This is a genomic window from Adlercreutzia sp. ZJ176, from assembly GCF_011038975.1.
Lineage (GTDB): Bacteria > Actinomycetota > Coriobacteriia > Coriobacteriales > Eggerthellaceae > CAAEEV01.
Window position 1 is genome coordinate 127,645 of record NZ_JAAKEC010000004.1, and the last position, 16,724, is coordinate 144,368.

At 65.0% G+C, this 16,724-nt stretch carries 11 protein-coding genes; 1 reads left to right on the forward strand and 10 read right to left on the reverse strand.

Annotated features, from left to right (window positions below; genetic code table 11):
* Nucleotides 1–85: 85 nt before the first annotated feature.
* The 3 genes from G7Y50_RS03255 to G7Y50_RS03265 form a co-directional block, all read right to left on the reverse strand.
* Entirely contained in the window at nt 86–1,375 is a 1,290-nt protein-coding gene (locus tag G7Y50_RS03255) for a nitrate/nitrite transporter (RefSeq protein ID WP_165054219.1), read from the reverse strand.
* Between the two features lie 68 nt (nt 1,376–1,443).
* Nucleotides 1,444–1,788 carry an oxidoreductase gene (locus G7Y50_RS03260; RefSeq protein WP_165054222.1) on the reverse strand — a complete coding sequence of 115 codons (345 nt, stop codon included), beginning with the start codon at nt 1,786–1,788 and terminating at the stop codon, nt 1,444–1,446.
* Nucleotides 1,785–4,301: a molybdopterin-dependent oxidoreductase gene (locus G7Y50_RS03265; RefSeq protein ID WP_165054225.1), complete on the reverse strand. Its 2,517-nt coding sequence runs from the start codon at nt 4,299–4,301 to the stop codon at nt 1,785–1,787. Before G7Y50_RS03265 ends, G7Y50_RS03260 begins: the two co-directional genes overlap by 4 nt.
* Nucleotides 4,302–4,565: 264 nt before the next feature.
* Between G7Y50_RS03265 and G7Y50_RS03270 the strand changes: the two genes are divergently transcribed.
* A complete protein-coding gene (locus tag G7Y50_RS03270; RefSeq protein ID WP_165054229.1) occupies nt 4,566–6,020 on the forward strand; it encodes a helix-turn-helix transcriptional regulator in 1,455 nt (484 codons plus the stop codon).
* A gap of 56 nt (nt 6,021–6,076) precedes the next feature.
* Here G7Y50_RS03270 and G7Y50_RS03275 read toward each other — a convergent pair whose 3' ends face one another.
* The 7 genes from G7Y50_RS03275 to G7Y50_RS03305 form a co-directional block, all read right to left on the reverse strand.
* The gene (locus G7Y50_RS03275; protein ID WP_165054232.1) at nt 6,077–6,727 is read right to left on the reverse strand and encodes a YigZ family protein; all 651 of its coding nucleotides are present in this window, start codon (nt 6,725–6,727) and stop codon (nt 6,077–6,079) included.
* A 110-nt stretch (nt 6,728–6,837) separates the two neighbouring features.
* Entirely contained in the window at nt 6,838–8,787 is a 1,950-nt protein-coding gene (locus tag G7Y50_RS03280) for an ABC-F family ATP-binding cassette domain-containing protein (protein ID WP_165054235.1), read from the reverse strand.
* A gap of 3 nt (nt 8,788–8,790) precedes the next feature.
* Complete coding sequence (locus G7Y50_RS03285; RefSeq protein ID WP_241156488.1) at nt 8,791–10,155, reverse strand: DHA2 family efflux MFS transporter permease subunit; 1,365 nt, start codon at nt 10,153–10,155, stop codon at nt 8,791–8,793.
* A 193-nt stretch (nt 10,156–10,348) separates the two neighbouring features.
* The gene (pth, locus tag G7Y50_RS03290) at nt 10,349–10,906 is read right to left on the reverse strand and encodes an aminoacyl-tRNA hydrolase (RefSeq protein ID WP_165054241.1); all 558 of its coding nucleotides are present in this window, start codon (nt 10,904–10,906) and stop codon (nt 10,349–10,351) included.
* Nucleotides 10,907–11,199: 293 nt separating this feature from the next.
* Nucleotides 11,200–12,165: a ribose-phosphate pyrophosphokinase gene (locus G7Y50_RS03295; protein ID WP_165054245.1), complete on the reverse strand. Its 966-nt coding sequence runs from the start codon at nt 12,163–12,165 to the stop codon at nt 11,200–11,202.
* Between the two features lie 272 nt (nt 12,166–12,437).
* Nucleotides 12,438–13,811 (reverse strand): bifunctional UDP-N-acetylglucosamine diphosphorylase/glucosamine-1-phosphate N-acetyltransferase GlmU, encoded by a 1,374-nt coding sequence (gene glmU / locus G7Y50_RS03300; protein WP_165054248.1) that lies wholly within the window; start codon nt 13,809–13,811, stop codon nt 12,438–12,440.
* Between the two features lie 433 nt (nt 13,812–14,244).
* The gene (locus G7Y50_RS03305; protein ID WP_206214750.1) at nt 14,245–16,722 is read right to left on the reverse strand and encodes a cation-translocating P-type ATPase; all 2,478 of its coding nucleotides are present in this window, start codon (nt 16,720–16,722) and stop codon (nt 14,245–14,247) included.
* Nucleotides 16,723–16,724 lie beyond the last annotated feature (2 nt).

Sequence of the window (16,724 nt, forward strand, 5' to 3'; positions counted from 1 at the left end):
TTTCTTTCGGAAAATGAGGGATCGAGGATGCTTGAGGGAGGCGGAGGGTGCTCCAGGGGCATCCTCCGCCGGAGAAAGAAACAGGTTAGTCAGCTTGCACCGACCGCGTCGCAGAAGGAGTTTCGCCCTGCTTGCCGGAAGGCTTGACCAGCAGTGCGGAAACGAGCATGAGGGCTGCGCACGGCAACGCGACGAGCCAGCTAGCCGAAGCCCAGCCAACGGAATCGATCGCAGCACCGAAGAGATGCGTGAACACCTGCCCGAAGAAGCCGAGGAAAACGATGGCAGACATGCCGAGCGTCACGGCTGTCACACCGCCGCGTGCGACCAAGGCCGGCATCATCGGTCGAATCGTAGCGACCAGAAGCGCATTAGCAAGCGCAACGCAGACAAGGAATGCCGCGAATGCGATCATGCCCCAGTCCTTGTATGCCAGCAGGCACGCGCCCACGTAAAATGCAGCACCGGCAACGATCATCAAGTACTTGCGATTCTTCTGAATGCGGTCGGATATGGCGCCAAACAGTGGTGCCGTAATGCCGAACGCAGACACAACGGACGCGACGAGTGACGCGAGGGCAGGATCGATGCCCATGCCGACTTCCGTATCAGTGAAGAAGGTGACGTTATAGGTAACGAACACGTTCGAAACGTAGGTGTAGAGGAAGAAGCACACCAGCAATGCTATCACTTGGCGCTGCGCCAGCCACTTGAAACCGGACTTGAGTGATGTCGTCTTGGTAGAGATCTGGCCACCTGTCGGCATGCGATACGCGAAGAGCATCAGCAAGAACGCTACTGCCGTGATGCCGCCAATGATGATCCACATCATATGCACGTCGCCGTTCATGGCGAACGGGGCAATCAGGTTGTATCCGACCAGCATAGCGACAGGAACCCACGTCGCCCAGATGGCCATCGCAAGAGCGCGGCGATCGTCGGCAAACCAGATGGACACGGCCGTTGTTGCGGAGCATCCCGCGAAGCCTACGCCGATGCCGCCGACAAAGCGGCTCGCCACCAGCAGGTTATAATCGCTTCCCGAAGTCGCGGCGATGACATTGCCTGCCAGCAAGAAGGCGCCGGCGAGCACCATGACCCATTTAATGCCGATCTTGTTCTGGACGACCATCGCCACCAATGCCGCCGCCAATGCCGCCCAAGCAAGGTTGCTCATGAGCGCCCCGAAATTCGCCTGGATGTTCTCGGGTCCCAGCTGCACGATGTACGTGCCGATAATCGGCTGCGCCAGCGGCGGCGGAGAGAACCAGAACAGAGCCGCAGAGACGCTGAGCAGGAACACCGCGACGAGAATGACCCATGCATACGGCTGAGTCTTGCTTCCGACGTCTTTTCTGCTGTTTTCGCTTGTCATTATCCCATCCTTTCTGATGTCATGGCGGAGGGGCTTGAACCTCTGCCATCTTCCTGAGCGGCCATCGCTCAGGCTTCCTTTATTGCCACTACCATCTGCTTCGGAGAATCGATGCTAGCCGCAAGCTCCTCCACGGAGCCCCAGCCCAAGCACTGCGCCTGGCAGTGTTGCACGCAGCTCGGCGACTTGCCCTTAGCCGTGCGATCTGAGCAAAGGTCGCACCACTCGGTGAACTGCGGAATGAAGTCGTACTCGTAGTGTTTTTTGACCTTGTCGATCGCAATCGGTCCGAGTTGCGTGATCTTGATGCCGTATTCCCTTTCGGAATACCCATGCTCCTGCTGACAGGCAAGTATGCAAGCCTCGCAACCAGTGCAATAGTTCACATCGATCCTTATACCTAGCTGGCTCATAGCACCGCCTCCTCATCGACTCCGGAATGATTCATCGTATCGATCGTGGCGCCGTCAGCGGTCGAGTCGTCAGCGACGCCGGGCTTGGGAATGCCGACTGTCAACGGCGCAGGCGTCTCGCCATCTTTGTAGATACGGCACATCATCGACTTATAGTTCGATCCGAAGCCGGACACGCCAGCATCGAAGGGCACGAGGTTGTTGATCTGGCTTTCGAAGACGCCGAACAGGCCGTCCATCTCGTTCTCGACGTTCTCCTCGGCATGGTCCTTGCGCTCGGGAAACCACCAGCCGTGATCACACTGCATGACGCGCGGATCGTAGTTCTCGTCGAACTTCGCCTTGTACTTGCACTTGCCGTGCTGGTTCTCGAGCCACATCCAGTCGCCTTCCCCAATGCCATGCTTGGCGGCCGTTTCCGGATGGATATAGCAGAGCGGATCGGGATGCAGGCTGCGCAGCTTCTTCACCTGACGCTGCTCAGAGTGGAAGAAGTGCGGAACGCGCGCTCCGGAAGTGACAACATAGGGCAGCTCTTTCAGCGCTTCTGGATTGGAGTACGGGCTCTCGACCGGCTCGACATAGCTCGGCAGCGGATCAAGGCCGGACCATGACGTATGATGGAACACCATGGAGTAGACCTCGGCTCGACCGGTTTCGGTCTGGAAGCCCAATCTGCCATCATCGCGCAATCCGCCCGTCTCGTACTTGCGGTACTCGAACTCGGGGTACTTCCATGTAGACTCACGCAGCTCTTCCCACGTAAAGCCGCCGTCCTCGAGAGCGTAGTCCCACATTTCCTGGACAGAGTCCCACGGATAGGCGATGTCCTGGTTCTGCGGACGAATGGCTTCGGTCAGACGTTTCCCGAGCTCGAGGAAGATCGTATTGTCAGCCTTCGTATCACCGACAGGCTCGATTGCCTTGTTGATGCAGCTGATGCGATACGGGTTCAGCCCACCGAATCCGTCACGCTCTTCGTACGTAGCAGCAGGAAGCACGACGTCAGCCAGCGCCATCATGGTCGGCGTCATGAACAGATCGGACACTACCACGAACTCCAGGTTCTCTTTGTACCATTCAAGCTGCGTCATGGCCTGCGCTCCCATGGTCGCCAAGAAGTTGTTCGTAGCGAAGTAAGCAGCTTTCGGCTTATAGGGCTTGCCAGTCTGCCAAGCCTCTATGGTCGCGTTTGAGCTCATGACGCGGAAACCGGCTCCGAACATCGGATAGCGTTCGATGCCAATGCGCTTGGTGTGTTCCTCAGGGGAGATCAGCTCATCATAGCCCCAGTTGCCTACCCAGTTAGGCTGGTCGATGCCCCAGCATGCACGGCCGATCACGTTGCCGCCCGGAACATCGAGATTGCCCGTTATACACCAGAGCGCCGTCACAGCGTGGGCTGCCTGCTGGCCACCGGTCTGCTGATCGAGCGCGACGCCCCACTGGATGGCCGCGGGCTTGGAGGTGGCATAGCGACGTGCAACGCGGATAACGTCTTCCTTGGAAACCCAAGACTTCTCGCACAGATCATCCAGGTCCATCTCGGCCACACGTTCGCACACTGCCTCAAGGCCGTAGACCCACTTATCGCAGAAGTCCTTGTCGTAGAGCTTTTCATCGCAGATGACCTTCAGCATGGCCATGGCAAGAGCGCCATCGCCGCCCGGGCGAACGCGCAGCCAATCCTCGCCGGCCTTCGCAGCAATCCAAGTGAGCTTCGGGTCGATAACCGCCACCTTCATACCGCGCTTCATCAGATCCGTGATCCAATGACCGTAGAAACCATCGGCGTTCGAATAGAAAGGTTGATGACCCCAAACGATGCAGTATTCCGGTACGGTATAACGTGGATCATCGTAACGCTTGGGCAGGAACTGCGAGCAATCCATAACGCACGCGTCGCCCAGCATGCAAGCCATCGAGGAGATGCGTGGCAAGTAGCAAGAGTTGCCCGAGAAATACGGAACACCTTCGTTGGGAGAGCCTATGCAGGCATTCAGGCGCGTGATCTGATGGATGTCGCGACCTGTGCCCTGGCACATCATGATGTATTCCGACCCGTATTCGTCAGCAATGCGCTTGAAGTTCTCGACGATGATATCGTAAGCCTCGTCCCAGCTGATACGTTTGAACTTGTCCTTGCCGCGATCATCCCGAGAGCGTTTCATCGGATATTGCAGACGCTCTTCGTGATATACGTAATCGGGAATGCAAAGACACCGGCTGCACAAGCGTCCCTGATTGTAGGGATCCTCCGGGTCTCCTTCGACCTTTATCAGCTTGCCGTCTTTCACATAGCTGAGGATGCCGCACACGTTGTGGCACCCAGGCGCGCTTCGCGCGGTGCCGCGTATGACGGTCATCCCATCCTCCTCCCACATCCATGGGACATCTGGAGCTTCAGCGCATGGCAGCGGCGCCTTGACCTCAGTCCTCTTCTGCAGACGCGAGCCACGACGATACTTATGCCCATTCGTTTCGCTCCAGTGGTATTCCACCTGCTCGGCCATCTCTTCTCCTCTCTCGTGCCTCGTTGACACCTTGCGCACGAAGCTATTGCCAAGAAAGGCGCCCCTCAATCGGAAAAGCACCTCAAACGAGAATTCATGCCCGAGTATGAGAGCCGAGAAGACTCATTAAATCTGTATGAAAACGGGTGCATACGCCGGGAATGCCCTGCAGAGGCACCCGCCATTCGAAAAACGAGCGATAGGAGTAGCCTGAAGTTAAAGTAAACTAATCCTCAGGAGTCTTTAGCGTAGGGAGGTTTTGCCATGCAAGCGAAGCATCCGAAAGAGAGCGACCAAAAGCCTGTTTCCCCTGTCGAATTGCTAGGAATAGCAGGGTTCAGCCTTGCAATAGGATGGATGATCATAACGGGCTTCTGGTTGTTCTGCTCTTCGGACGGCTTGAGCGCTCTCCCTGATCGATCATTGATACATCTGACCTTGTTTGTCGGCTATCCCGCTGGCTTCGTGCTCCTTCATATACTGGGCAAGCGAACGACCTTCACGCCCTTTCTTCCGATAGTGCTCGTAGTCGAGGCTGTGACAGCTGTTATCCTACCCGCATTATGCATCGTCGCGTCGTTCCAGATTGAAATCGCACCTCTTCTTTTCCACATAGCAAGCTTCTTTGCAGGTTGCTCAGCCGCTTGCTATACGCTTTCTTGGCTGGACATCTGCAGCCGCTTGCACACGAAAATGTACGGTCGATTCACCGGCATGTCCTTCTTTTGGGGTTGCGTGGCGTTCGTCATCGCAGTGTCAGCTGAAAGCGTACCCACGCCTTGGTTCGCTTGCATTTATGCGCTCGTGAGCATCGGCGCAATCAGGTACACCACGATAGCGGCCGAAGGAAACGACACGAGACCGCCTCTTTCTTCGCTGCGACGAGGATTTCACTTCAGCAAAGAGATCGAGTCGTCATTTTTCCTGTTCGGAATAACGTTCGGGATGACATTCGCCTACTTTTTCGTTGTCGGAAGGGATGCCGTCTTCGTGGGCCTTTGCTGCATCATCCCAGGAGCTTTGTGCATCGCGCTTTTGTCCATGCTGCGCATCAAGGTCAGCGTTACCGTCATGATGCGCGTCTGCCTTTGCGTTTGCGTCTTTTCCTGCGTATTCATGCCATACAGTTCGGGTTTGGGTCGCCTCGTATGTTCATGCCTGATCGTCGCGGTCTCGGTGATTTTTACGGCTTTGAACTACGCGTTCCTCATAAGGAAATGCGTCATCATGCACAACGCTCCTTGCTTTAAGGAAATTGCGCTACGGCTGGCGGTACCAGCCGCAGGTTTTGCTGTAGGTTGGTTGGTCATCTGTATAGCTACCTTCTTTTTCGGGGAAGGAGCTGACGAGTTTATCCCTATAAGGCTGTTCTTCGCCGTGCTACTCGTCACAGTCTTCGCGTTCTTCTTCCCTAACCAAGAACATCACAGCATGGACAGCACCGCTTCCTCAACTTCGGGATTGGATGAAAAAGAATCGTTTGACCTGAAAATACAAGGAATCGCATCGACCTATGGTCTATCCCGCCGCGAGGTAGAGGTCACGAGGTTCCTGGCACAAGGTCGAAACGCAGCTTATATACAAGAACGTCTCGTGATCTCCCCTCATACCGTGCGAAGTCATATGTACAACATCTACAAGAAGCTGGAAGTGCATTCGCAAAACGAGATGATATCCGTAATTGAGAGGTTCGCGATCGATGAAGACGATCGCACCTAAGGATGGCAGATCGAGCTTGAAGCCGCGAATGCGCAGATTATGTACAATTCCGCGCGCTAGAAGGCGGCTTCGAAGGGGGCGCTTACCAGAAGCTCGCTTTGGCCGCGGGTGAGCTCGGTGAGGGCCGTCACCAGGGGGTCCTGGGTGCCGTCGAGCAAACGCAGGGTCACGAGCACCTCGGCGCCGAAGTCGGCTCCCATCACGCGCGCGCCGCTCGCCTCGGCGAGGCGCACCGTCTGCTCGTAGAGCGCGTAGGGCACCTCGGCCACCACCTCGACGCACTGCGAGATGACCACCACCCGCGCCGCCTCGATGGCGGCCTGCGTGGCGGCCGTGTACGCGCGCACGAGCCCGCCCGTGCCCAAAAGGATGCCGCCGAAGTAGCGCGTGACCACCACGGCCACATCGGCAAGCCCGGCGTGCTGGACGGCCTCGAGCGTGGGCATACCGGCGGTCTTGGCCGGCTCGCCGTCGTCGGAGTAGCGCACGCGCCCCGTCGCGCCCCCTTCCGCGCCCTGCCCGCGCAGCACGTAGGCGTACACGTTGTGCCGTGCCATGCGGTGCTGCGCGCGGATCTCGGCCAGGAAGGCGAGCGCCTCCTCCTCCGTCTCCACGTGGGCGATCTGCCCGATGAAGCGGCTCTTCTTCTCCACGATCTCCGCCGTCGCGCGACCCTCTACGGTGCGAAACGACGCTCCCTCGGTCATGCAGCAACCCTCCCCTCGTCAAAAAAGCCAGCAAAAGCGCCTGCCGTGAGTGCATCAGCGCTTTGCAGCGTCGGCCCGTTCCGCTTGTCTCGCCAGGGCAAGCGGAACCTTCACTCCCCCAGCGCCTCGGCGGTTTCGAGCCACTCGAACTCGAGCTCCTCGATCTGGGACTCGAAGGCGGCGATCTCCTCCTGGATGGCCGTGAGCGCCAGGTAGTCGGACGGGTCGGCCGCCGACATCTCGATGCGCTTCGCCTCGATCTTGCCGCGCAGCGTGTCGGCCTTCTTCTCGTTGGAGGCCATGAGCTTGCGCAGCCGCCGCTGTTCGCCCCCTGAGAGCCTCGCTGGGGCATTCGCGTCGCCTTCGGGCGAGCCCGCAGCGGGCTCTCCACCTCCGGGTGTGCTCACCAAGCGAGCTCCGCACGAGCCGGAAGCGCCGGCGGCGCTTCCGTGCGAGCAGGACTGTCCGAGCGACTGAGCTCGCCCGGAGGCGGAGGACCCGCGACCCCCAACGCCCGCAGCCGCACCAGCACCGGCGCCCGCGTGCGGCGCCTTGTCTTCCTCCCCCACCAGCCTCAGGTACTCGTCCACGCCGCCAGGCAGATGGCGCACCTTGCCGTCCAAGATGGCGAACTGGTCGTCGGTCACGCGCTCCATGAGGTAGCGGTCGTGCGTGACCAGAAGCAGCGTGCCCGGCCAGCCGTCGAGCAGGTCCTCCACGGCGGCCAGCATGTCGGTGTCGAGGTCGTTGCCCGGCTCGTCGAGGATGAGCACGTTGGGCTCGTCGAGCAGGATGAGCATGAGCGCGAGCCGGCGCTTCTGCCCGCCCGACAGGTCGCACACCGGCTCGTTCTGGTCGGCGGCGGAAAAGCCCAGGCGCTCGAGCAGCTGCCCGGGCGTCATCTCGCGCCCGTCGAGCATGGTGCGGCGCGTGTAGCGGCCGATCACCTGGCGCACGCGGTCGTCTCCGAACTTCGCAAGTTCGCTCAGGTGCTGCGAGAGCACCGCGAAGCGCACCGTGGCGCCGATCTTCACGCGCCCGCGCTCAGGCGCAAGCGCCCCCTGGATCACGCGCAGAAGCGTGGTCTTGCCGATGCCGTTGCCGCCCACGATGCCGAAGCGGTCACCTGGGCCGATGATCCACGACACGTCGTCGAGCACCTTGCGGTCGCCGAACTGCACGCTCACATGCTCCAGGTCGACCACCTGCTTGCCGAGGCGCGCCATGGCCATGCGCTTGAGCTCGAGGGGGTTGCGCAGCTCGGGCACGTCGGCGATGAGCTCGCGCGCCGCCGCCACGTGGAACTTCGGCTTGGTGGCACGCGCCCGCGCGCCGCGCGAGAGCCACGCGAGCTCGCGGCGCAGCTGGTTTCGGCGCTTCTGCTCGGCGAGGTCGGCCAGGCGGTCGCGCTCGACGCGCTGCATGATGTAGGCCGAGAAGCCGCCTTCGAACGGCTCGATCACGCGGTCGTGCACCTCCCACATGCGCAGGCACACCTCGTCGAGGAACCAGCGGTCGTGCGTGACCACCAGAAGCGCGCCGCAGCCGGGCCGCCAGCGCGCCTTCAGGTGCCGCGCGAGCCACGTGATGGCGCGCACGTCCAGGTGGTTCGTGGGCTCGTCGAGCATGAGCACGTCCCACTCGCCCACGAGCAGGCGCGCCAGGTCAACGCGGCGGCGCTGCCCGCCCGAGAGCTCGCCGATGCGCGCGTGCCAGTCGAGGTCGCCGAGCAGCCCGGCCAAGACGTCGCGCACGCGCACGTCGCCGGCCCACTCGTACTCAGGGCGGCTGCCCACGACCGCGCACTCCACCGTCGACGCGTCGTCGAGCTCGTCAGCCTGCCCCAGCACGCCCACGCTCACGCCGCGCGTGCGGATCACGCGCCCTGAGTCCACCTCCACCTCGCCCGCCAAAAGCCGCAGCAGCGTCGACTTGCCGTCGCCGTTGCGCCCCACGATGCCGATGCGGTCGCCCGCCTCCACGCCAAGCGACACGCCCTCGAACACGGTCTTGGTCGGGAACTCGACGCCGACCTTCTCACATCCCAGCAGAAACGCCATGCGCTACCGCACCTTCCACACGGCGCACGCCAGCACGCAGGCGGAAAGCGCCGCCGAGAGCGCGAACGCCAGCTGGTATCCCAAAGCGCCCGGCGCGGCGAGTGACGATGCGGCGGCGATCACGAGCACCATGACGGCCGTGCCCAGAGACGCGCACGCCTGGCGCACGCAGGCCACGAACGCGCTCGCGTCCATGGTGATCTCGCGCGGCAGGCCCGCCATGCCCCACGAGTTCAGAGGCCCGATGAGCGCGCTCACGCCCAGGCCGCGCACGGTCTGCATGAGCGTGAGCAGCCACAGCGGCGTGTCGGCGTTGACGAGCGCCATCGAGGCCGCGCCCGCCGTCAGCAGGACCCCCGCCACGATGACCACCGGGCGGGCGCCGAGCTTGTCGGTCAGGATGCCCGCGAGCGGGTTCACGATGATGGCGAAGATGGTGGCGGGGATGAACACGATGCCGGCCTCGAGCGCCGTGAGGCCCATGGGCCCCTGCACGAGAAGCGGCACGATGAGCGTGATGCCCATGAACGACGCGAACAGGCAGCACTGCGCCGCGAAGCTCGCGCGGTAGCGCGCCGACTCGAAGATGCGCATGCTGATGAGCGGGCGCTCCACGAGCTTCTGGCGCCGCACGAACAGCACGAGGCACACCGCGCCGAGGATGGCCGGCGCCCACACCGCGGGGCTTGCCACCGGCATGCTCGCCGCGTTCGAGAACGCCAGCAGAAGGCCGCCGAAGCCGAGTGTCGAGAGCAAGAGCGACACGCCCTCGAGCGTGGCCCTGCTCGAGGGAGCCTCCTCGCGCGCGACGAGAAGCGCGTTGGCTGCCAGAAGGACCACGAGCAGCGCCGCGAGGATGACGAAGAAGCTGCGCCAGCCCCAGGAGTCCACGAGCGCGCCGCCGATGAGCGGGCCGATGTTCGGCGCGAACCCCATGGCGATGCCGGCGATGCCCATGGCCGTGCCGTTCTGCCCCGACGGGAAGCGCATCATGGCGATGGACTGCACGAGCGGCAGCGTGATGCCCGTGGCCACCGCCTGCAGCACGCGCCCGAGGATCAGCACGAGGAAGCTGTCGGCCACGAAGTCGACCACCGCGCCCGCCGCGAACAGCCCGAGCGCAAGCGCCACCAGGTCCTTCGCGCACATCTTCTGCGCCAGGAAGGTGACGGCGGGGACGGTGATGCCGATTCCCAGCATGTAGACGGTGGTGAGCCACTGGCCCACGCTCGCGTCGACGCCGAAGTCGGCGCCCACTCCGCCGAGCATGGCGTTCATGACCGTCTGGGTGAGCGACCCGAGCGCGCACCCCAAAACCACGATGGCGAACAGCGCGTACGTGTTGCCCCTCTCGCTGAGCTTGATCACGCCATCTCTCCCTTCAAACCAAACCTCCCTTTCCGCTCGCAGCGTCAGCGAGAGGCTTTGAGATGCCTCGAATTGCCGTGAAAGCGCGAGGAAGCGTACTTCGTACGCGACGAGCGCTTGGGGCGGCAAGGCGAGGCGCCTCAAAGCTTCGCAGCATCGAGCAGTTCCGCCCGCTCCGTCAGAACGGGCGGAACTAGTTGAACTCCTGCTGGGTATTCTCCAGGCCATTCTGGATCAGGCAGAGCGCGGCCTGGGCGGCGCGGCCCACGGCGTACTCGAAGTCGTCCTTTGCCTCCTTCTTCGGAAGCGAGAGCACGTAGTCGGCCACGTTCATGCGCCCCAGCGGGCGCCCGATGCCCACGCGCACGCGGAACCAGTCGCGCGTGCCCGTCTTGTCGCAGATGGAGCGCAGGCCGTTGTGTCCGGCGTGCCCGCCGCCGAACTTCACGCGGATGGTGCCCGGGTCGATGTCGAGCTCGTCGTGGATGACCACGAGGTGGTCGGCGTCAACCCCGTAGGCGTTCATCAGCTGCCTCACCGGCCCGCCCGAGGTGTTCATGAAGCTCTGGGGCTTCGCGAGCACCACGTCGATATCGCGGTAGGCGCCCTTGCCCGAAAGCGAGCCGCACTCGGTCTTCCAGTAGCGCACGCCGATCTCCTCGGCGATGGCGTCCACCGCGTCGAACCCCGCGTTGTGGCGCGTGTGCGCGTACTCCTCGCCGGGATTCCCCAGGCCAACGATAAGATACACTTGCATTCCTTTCAGCTTCGCGCCGCCCCGCGCGTCCCTCTGCCCGACGCACTCACCGGCCGGGCGCCCCTGAGCGCCCTGATACTCCGAGCGCCCGGGAGCCGTCGGCGCCCCGGACGCCCCAAGCATCCCGCGGCCGTCGGCGCCCCTGACACTCCGAGCGCCCCCGGATCGTCAGCGCCCCGCGGCCCCTGATGCAGCGCGGCTTCCGCCGGTTTCTGAGAAACCGTACGGAAGCCGAAGATGACGAGCAGCTCATCCCAGACGCGCAGCGAGACTCCCCCGCGCGCGCCCTATTCGAACAGGCTAGAGACCGAGCCGTTGCCGTAGACGTTGCTGATGGTCTGGGCGAACAGCGGGCCTACCGAGAGCACCTTGATCTTGCCGGTCTGACGCGCGAGCGGCACGGGCACGGCGTTGGTGACCACGACCTCCTCGATGCAGGAGTTCTCGATGCGCTCGTACGCCGGGCCGCTGAACAGGCCGTGCGTGGCGCAGGCGTACACCTTCGCGGCGCCCTTGGCCTTGAGCGTGGCCGCCGCGGCCACGAGCGAGCCCGCCGTGTCGATCATGTCGTCGTTCAGAACGCAGATCTTGTCCGTGACGTCGCCGATCAGCGCCGTGATCTCGGCCTGGTTGTGCTTCGGGCGGTCCTTGTGCATGATGGCGATGTCGCAGTCGAGCATGGTAGAGAACTTCTTGGCGGCCTTCGCGCGCCCCACGTCAGGCGACACGACGCACAGCTTGTCGGTGTCAAGCCCCATGGACTTGTAATAGTCCACGAAGATGGTCATGGCCGTCATGTGGTTCACCGGGATGTCGAAGAAGCCCTGAATGGCGTCCTGGTGCAGGTCGATGGTGATCACGTTGTCAACGCCGGCGGCCTCAAGCAGGTCGGCCACGAGCTTCGCCGTGATGGGCTCGCGCGGGGCGGCCTTGCGGTCCTGGCGCGCGTAGCCGTAGTGCGCGATGACGGCCGACACGTTGTGGGCGCTCGCGCGCTTGGCGGCGTCGGCCATGATGAGCAGCTCCATGAGCGCGTCGTTCACGTCGTAGCCCTCGCCGGCGCACACCGACTGGATGAGGAACACTTCCTTACCGCGCACGCTCTCCTGGTAGCGCGCGTAGATCTCGCCGTTGGCAAACTTCTCGAGCTTGACGTTGCCCAGCGACACGCCGAGCTCCTTCGCGATGCTGTCGGCAAGCTCGGGGTTTGACGTGCCCGTGAACACGGCCATGGGCCTTTGCATATCCATCATGGAGGCTCTCTCCTTCGTTCGCATGGGCTTTAAACAGCACGCGCCGCCCCGGCGCATGCAACTTACCATTGTAGTATCTCACGCGGCGATTCGGCGCCTGAAAACGCCGAATACTTGCAGCCGCAGCCTGCGGCCTGCCAGCGGGCCCCGCGGCGGCCCTGCGACTTGGCGACAGCTTGGCGGGCCCGCCGGCGCAGCAGCGGCCCTGCGACTTAGCGGGCCCGCCGGCGCAGCAGCGGCCGCCCTGACGCGGCCGCCGCGGATGGCGTCTGCTACTCCTTGACCTTACGGTTCTCGTCAGCCCAGCCGGCGATCTCCGTCTGGCGCGCGCGGCCGAGGCCGAGGGCGCCCGCCGGGACGTCCTTCGTGATAACCGAGCCGGCGCCGATGATGCAGCCCGCGCCGAGCGAGACGGGCGCCACGAGCATGGTGGAGGACCCCACGAACGCGCCGTCGCCGATGTGCGTGGGCCACTTGTTCGCGCCGTCGTAGTTGCAGGTGATGGTGCCCGCGCCGAGGTTCACGCCCTCGCCGATGGTGGCGTCGCCCACGTAGCTCAGGTGCGGCACCTTCGAGCCCTTGCCCACCGTGGACTTCTTGATCTCCACGTGCGTGCCGGCCTTCGCGCCCTCGCACAAATGCGCCTTCGGGCGCAGGTAGGCGCGCGGGCCGCAGGTGGCGCCGTCGTCGACCTGCGCCTCTGTGGCCACCGTCTCGTCGACCACGCAGCCGCGCCCGATGCGCGTGTCCGTCAGGCGCGTGTTCGGGCCTATCACGCTGTCCTCGCCGACGGAGGTCTTCCCCATGAGGATGACCTGGGGCAGAAGCTCCACGTCGCGCTCGATCTCCACGTCGGGGCCGATCCACACCTGCGCGGGGTCCCACATGGTCACGCCGTTCGCCAGGTGCCGCGCGTTGACGCGCCGCTGCATGATGCCCGCGGCCTCGGCCAGCTGCATGCGCGAGTTCACGCCCAGGCACTCGGCGGCGTCGGCTGCCGGCAGCGCCAGCACGCGGCGACCCTCTGCGCGGCAGATGCCCAAAACGTCAGTGAGGTAGAACTCGCCTTGCGCGTTGTCGCTGCTCACCTGCGTGAGCGCATCGAAGAGCGCGCGGGCGTCGAAGCAGTAGAAGCCCGAGTTGCACTCGGTGACGGCGGCCTCCTCGGGCGTGGCGTCCTTCTGCTCCACGATGCGCGCCACCTCGCCGGCCTCGTCGCGGATGATGCGGCCGTAGCCGAAGGGGTCGTCGAGCTGCATGGTGAGCACCACCACGGCCGCGTCGTTCTCGTCGCGCAGGCGCACGAGCGCGGAGATGGTGTCGGGCGTGATGAGCGGGCAGTCGCCCGAGAGCACCACGAGCGAGCCCTCGAAGCCCGCAAGCGCGTCCTTGCACGCCGCCACCGCGTCGGCCGTGCCGCGCTGCTCGGCCTGCACCACCACCTCGGTGTCGGCCTCCACGAGCGGGATCACCTGCTCACGCGCGTGGCCCACCACGCTCACGATGCGCTCGGCGCCCGCGTCCTTCGCGGCGTCGACCACCCATCGCACGAGCGGCTTCCCCAGGATCTCATGCGCGACCTTGGGCTTCTTCGACTTCATACGCGTGCCCGCGCCAGCGGCGAGCACAACAGCGGCGGTGTTCATGTCAGACCTTTCGTCGGCGAATCAAAGCGGCGGCGCGGTCCCGGCGGGCACGCGCCCATGTGGCGAAAGTATAGCACTGGCTCGTTTCGCCCCGCGCGGGCAGCCGGAATGCGGTATGTGGGCGCGACCAGAGAGAGGGCGCGCGGGCAGCCGGGGAGGAGCGCGCGGGACACGCGCGGGACACGCCAGCGCATACCAACATGCGAGAAACACGCGATCTGATACCGCGAAGGGCGTCCCGAGCGCGGCCTTTAGGCTGCCACGGGACAAAACCCCTGATGGGGTTCTGTCGTTTTATGCGACAACATGCCTCAGGCGCGAAAACCGGTATCAGATCGCGTGTTTCTCGACGGTTTGGAGAGAAGAGTGTGTCGCATGCTGCCGGGGAGGGGCGCGGGCAGCGCGCCGGCGTGCCCCTCCCCGCGGGCGGACCCTACTTGAAGCGCTTGAGGAGCAGCGAGTTGGACACCACTGACACGCTCGAGAACGCCATGGCAGCGCCGGCGAGCGCTGGGGCCAGGATGCCCACCGCCGCGAGCGGGATCATGACGCAGTTGTAGACGAGCGCCCAGAACAGGTTCTGCTTGATCTTGCGCATGGTGGCCGCCGAGAGGCGCAGCGCCGTCACGAGGTCGCCCAGGTTGTTGCGCATGAGCACCACCTGGCCCGCGTCGAGCGCCACGTCGGTGCCGCTCGCCATGGCCACGCCGATGTCGGCCGCCGCGAGCGCCGGGGCGTCGTTGATGCCGTCGCCCACGAACGCGGTGACGACGGCCGGGGCGCCCTGCGCGTCGCGCCCGCGCGCGCCCGCCGCGCGACCCGCGCTGGCGTCGGAGCCGGAGCTGGCGCCCGCACCCGCGCCTGCGTCCCCGCCGGGGCCGGAGCCGGCGTCCGCGCCCGCTCCCGCGCCGGAGCCCATGCCCATGCCCGCGCCTGCGCCGGCGCGCACCGCCTGCACGCGCTCGGCCTTCCCGAGCGGCTTCACGCCGAAGAACACGTGGTCAGCGGGAATGCCCACCTGGGCCGCCACGTCCTCGGCCGGGCCCTGGGCGTCGCCCGTGACCAGGTAGGCCGCGATGCCGTAGGTGCCCTGCAGCTCGGCGAGCGCCTCGGCCGCGTCGGGCTTGGGCTCGTCACGGAACTCGAAACCGCCCCTGTCGGCGCCGTCCACCACGACGCGCGAGCCCACGAACACCTCGTGGCCCTCGACCACGCCGCGCACGCCCTCGCCAACCACAGCCTCGAACGCCTCCACCGCGGGAAGCCCGGCGAGCCCGCCAGGCTCGCCAGCCCCGCCAGGCTCCCCAGCCCCGCCGACACCGCCTTCCGCGCCGGCGCCATCTCCCTCGCCGGCGCCGACAGCACCGCTGGCCTGCGCGTACTCGACCACCGCGCGCGCCAGCGGGTGCTCGCTGCGCGCCTCGAGCGCGGCAGCCAGCCGCAACGCCTCGGGAGCCACGTCGCACGCGACCACCTGCGGGGCGCCCTGCGTGACGGTGCCCGTCTTGTCGAACACCGCCGCGTCGAGCTTGCACATGCGCTCGAGCACCTCGCCGTCCTTGATGAGCACGCCGAGCTGCGCGCCCTTGCCCATGCCCACCATGAGCGCCGTGGGCGTGGCGAGCCCCAGCGCGCACGGGCACGCCACGCAGATGACGGCGATGGCGGGCAGGAGCGCCTGCTGGAGCAGAGCATCCGGGCTTTCGGGCGGCACGAGGAAGAACCACACGCCGAACGTGAGCGCCGCGATGACCAGGATCGCCGGCACGAACACCGACGCGATCTTGTCGGCCATGCGCTGCACCGGCGCCTTCGAGCCCTGCGCGTCCTCCACCGCGCGCACGATGCGCGCGAGCGTGGAGTCGGCGCCCACGCGCAGCGCGCGCACCTCGAGCGCGCCCGTGGCGTTCGTCGTGCCGCCCGTCACGGCATCGCCCGCACGCTTGACGACCGGCAGCGCCTCGCCGGTGAGCATCGACTCGTCGACCTCGGACGCGCCGTCGCACACCACGCCGTCGACCGGCACCTTCTCGCCGGGGCGCACGAGCACGGTGTCGCCCGCCATCACCTGCGCGAGCGGCACCTCGACCTCCGCGCCGCCGCGCACCACGCGCGCCACGGGCGGCGTGAGGCTCATGAGAGACTCGATGGCCTGGTTCGTGGCGCCCTTCGCACGCGCCTCGAGGATCTTGCCCAGAAGCACGAACGTGATGAGCATGGCACACGTCTCGAAGTACGGCATGCCGCCGTTGACGCGGAGGGCCTCATGCCCCGTCCACTGGCCCGTGATTACCGGGAGGAACGTGATCCACAGCGAGAAGAGGAACGCGATCGACGTGCCGAGCGCCACGAGCACGTCCATGTTGGCGCTGCCTCCCTTGAGCGACCCCCACGCGCCCTGGTAGAAGCGCGCGCCGCAGCCGAACTGCACGGGGATGGTAAGCAGCATGAGCAGGACGTTCGCCGCGAACATGGACTGCACGTGCGTGGGCTCGGCGCCGCCTGTGAAAAGCCCCGCGAGGGCCGCTCCCACAGCCATGTGCGCGCCCGGCAGCATGCCGACGCACACGACGAGCACCGTGAGAGCGGCGCTTACCGCGAACACGCGCAGGTCGTGCTTGGCGCGGGCGGCTTCCCTGGCGCGGCGCTTCTCGTCGACGAGCGGAGCGTCGTCGGGGATGATCTCGGCGGTGAACGACAGGTTGTCGAACACGCGCAGCATGTCGTCGACGCTCGCCGCGCTCGGATCGAACGTGACCTGCCCGGTGTTGTTCGCCAGGTTGACGGAGCACCTGATCACGCCCGGGGTCTTGAGGTAGTGGCTCTCGACCGACCGCGCGCAGTTCGCGCAGTGCATGCCCTCGATGGAGAGGCGGATGGTGGCCTCGGCAGGCGCAATGGCTTCTTCCATGC

Coding starts and splice junctions, on each gene's coding strand:
- G7Y50_RS03280 (WP_165054235.1), bottom strand. CDS start 8,787: ATGGCGTTTCTGCTGGGATGTGAGAAGGTCGGCGTCGAGTTCCCGACC.
- G7Y50_RS03270 (WP_165054229.1), top strand. CDS start 4,566: ATGCAAGCGAAGCATCCGAAAGAGAGCGACCAAAAGCCTGTTTCCCCT.
- G7Y50_RS03260 (WP_165054222.1), bottom strand. CDS start 1,788: ATGAGCCAGCTAGGTATAAGGATCGATGTGAACTATTGCACTGGTTGC.
- G7Y50_RS03295 (WP_165054245.1), bottom strand. CDS start 12,165: ATGATGGATATGCAAAGGCCCATGGCCGTGTTCACGGGCACGTCAAAC.
- glmU (WP_165054248.1), bottom strand. CDS start 13,811: ATGAACACCGCCGCTGTTGTGCTCGCCGCTGGCGCGGGCACGCGTATG.
- G7Y50_RS03265 (WP_165054225.1), bottom strand. CDS start 4,301: ATGGCCGAGCAGGTGGAATACCACTGGAGCGAAACGAATGGGCATAAG.
- G7Y50_RS03275 (WP_165054232.1), bottom strand. CDS start 6,727: ATGACCGAGGGAGCGTCGTTTCGCACCGTAGAGGGTCGCGCGACGGCG.
- G7Y50_RS03305 (WP_206214750.1), bottom strand. CDS start 16,722: ATGGAAGAAGCCATTGCGCCTGCCGAGGCCACCATCCGCCTCTCCATC.
- G7Y50_RS03255 (WP_165054219.1), bottom strand. CDS start 1,375: ATGACAAGCGAAAACAGCAGAAAAGACGTCGGAAGCAAGACTCAGCCG.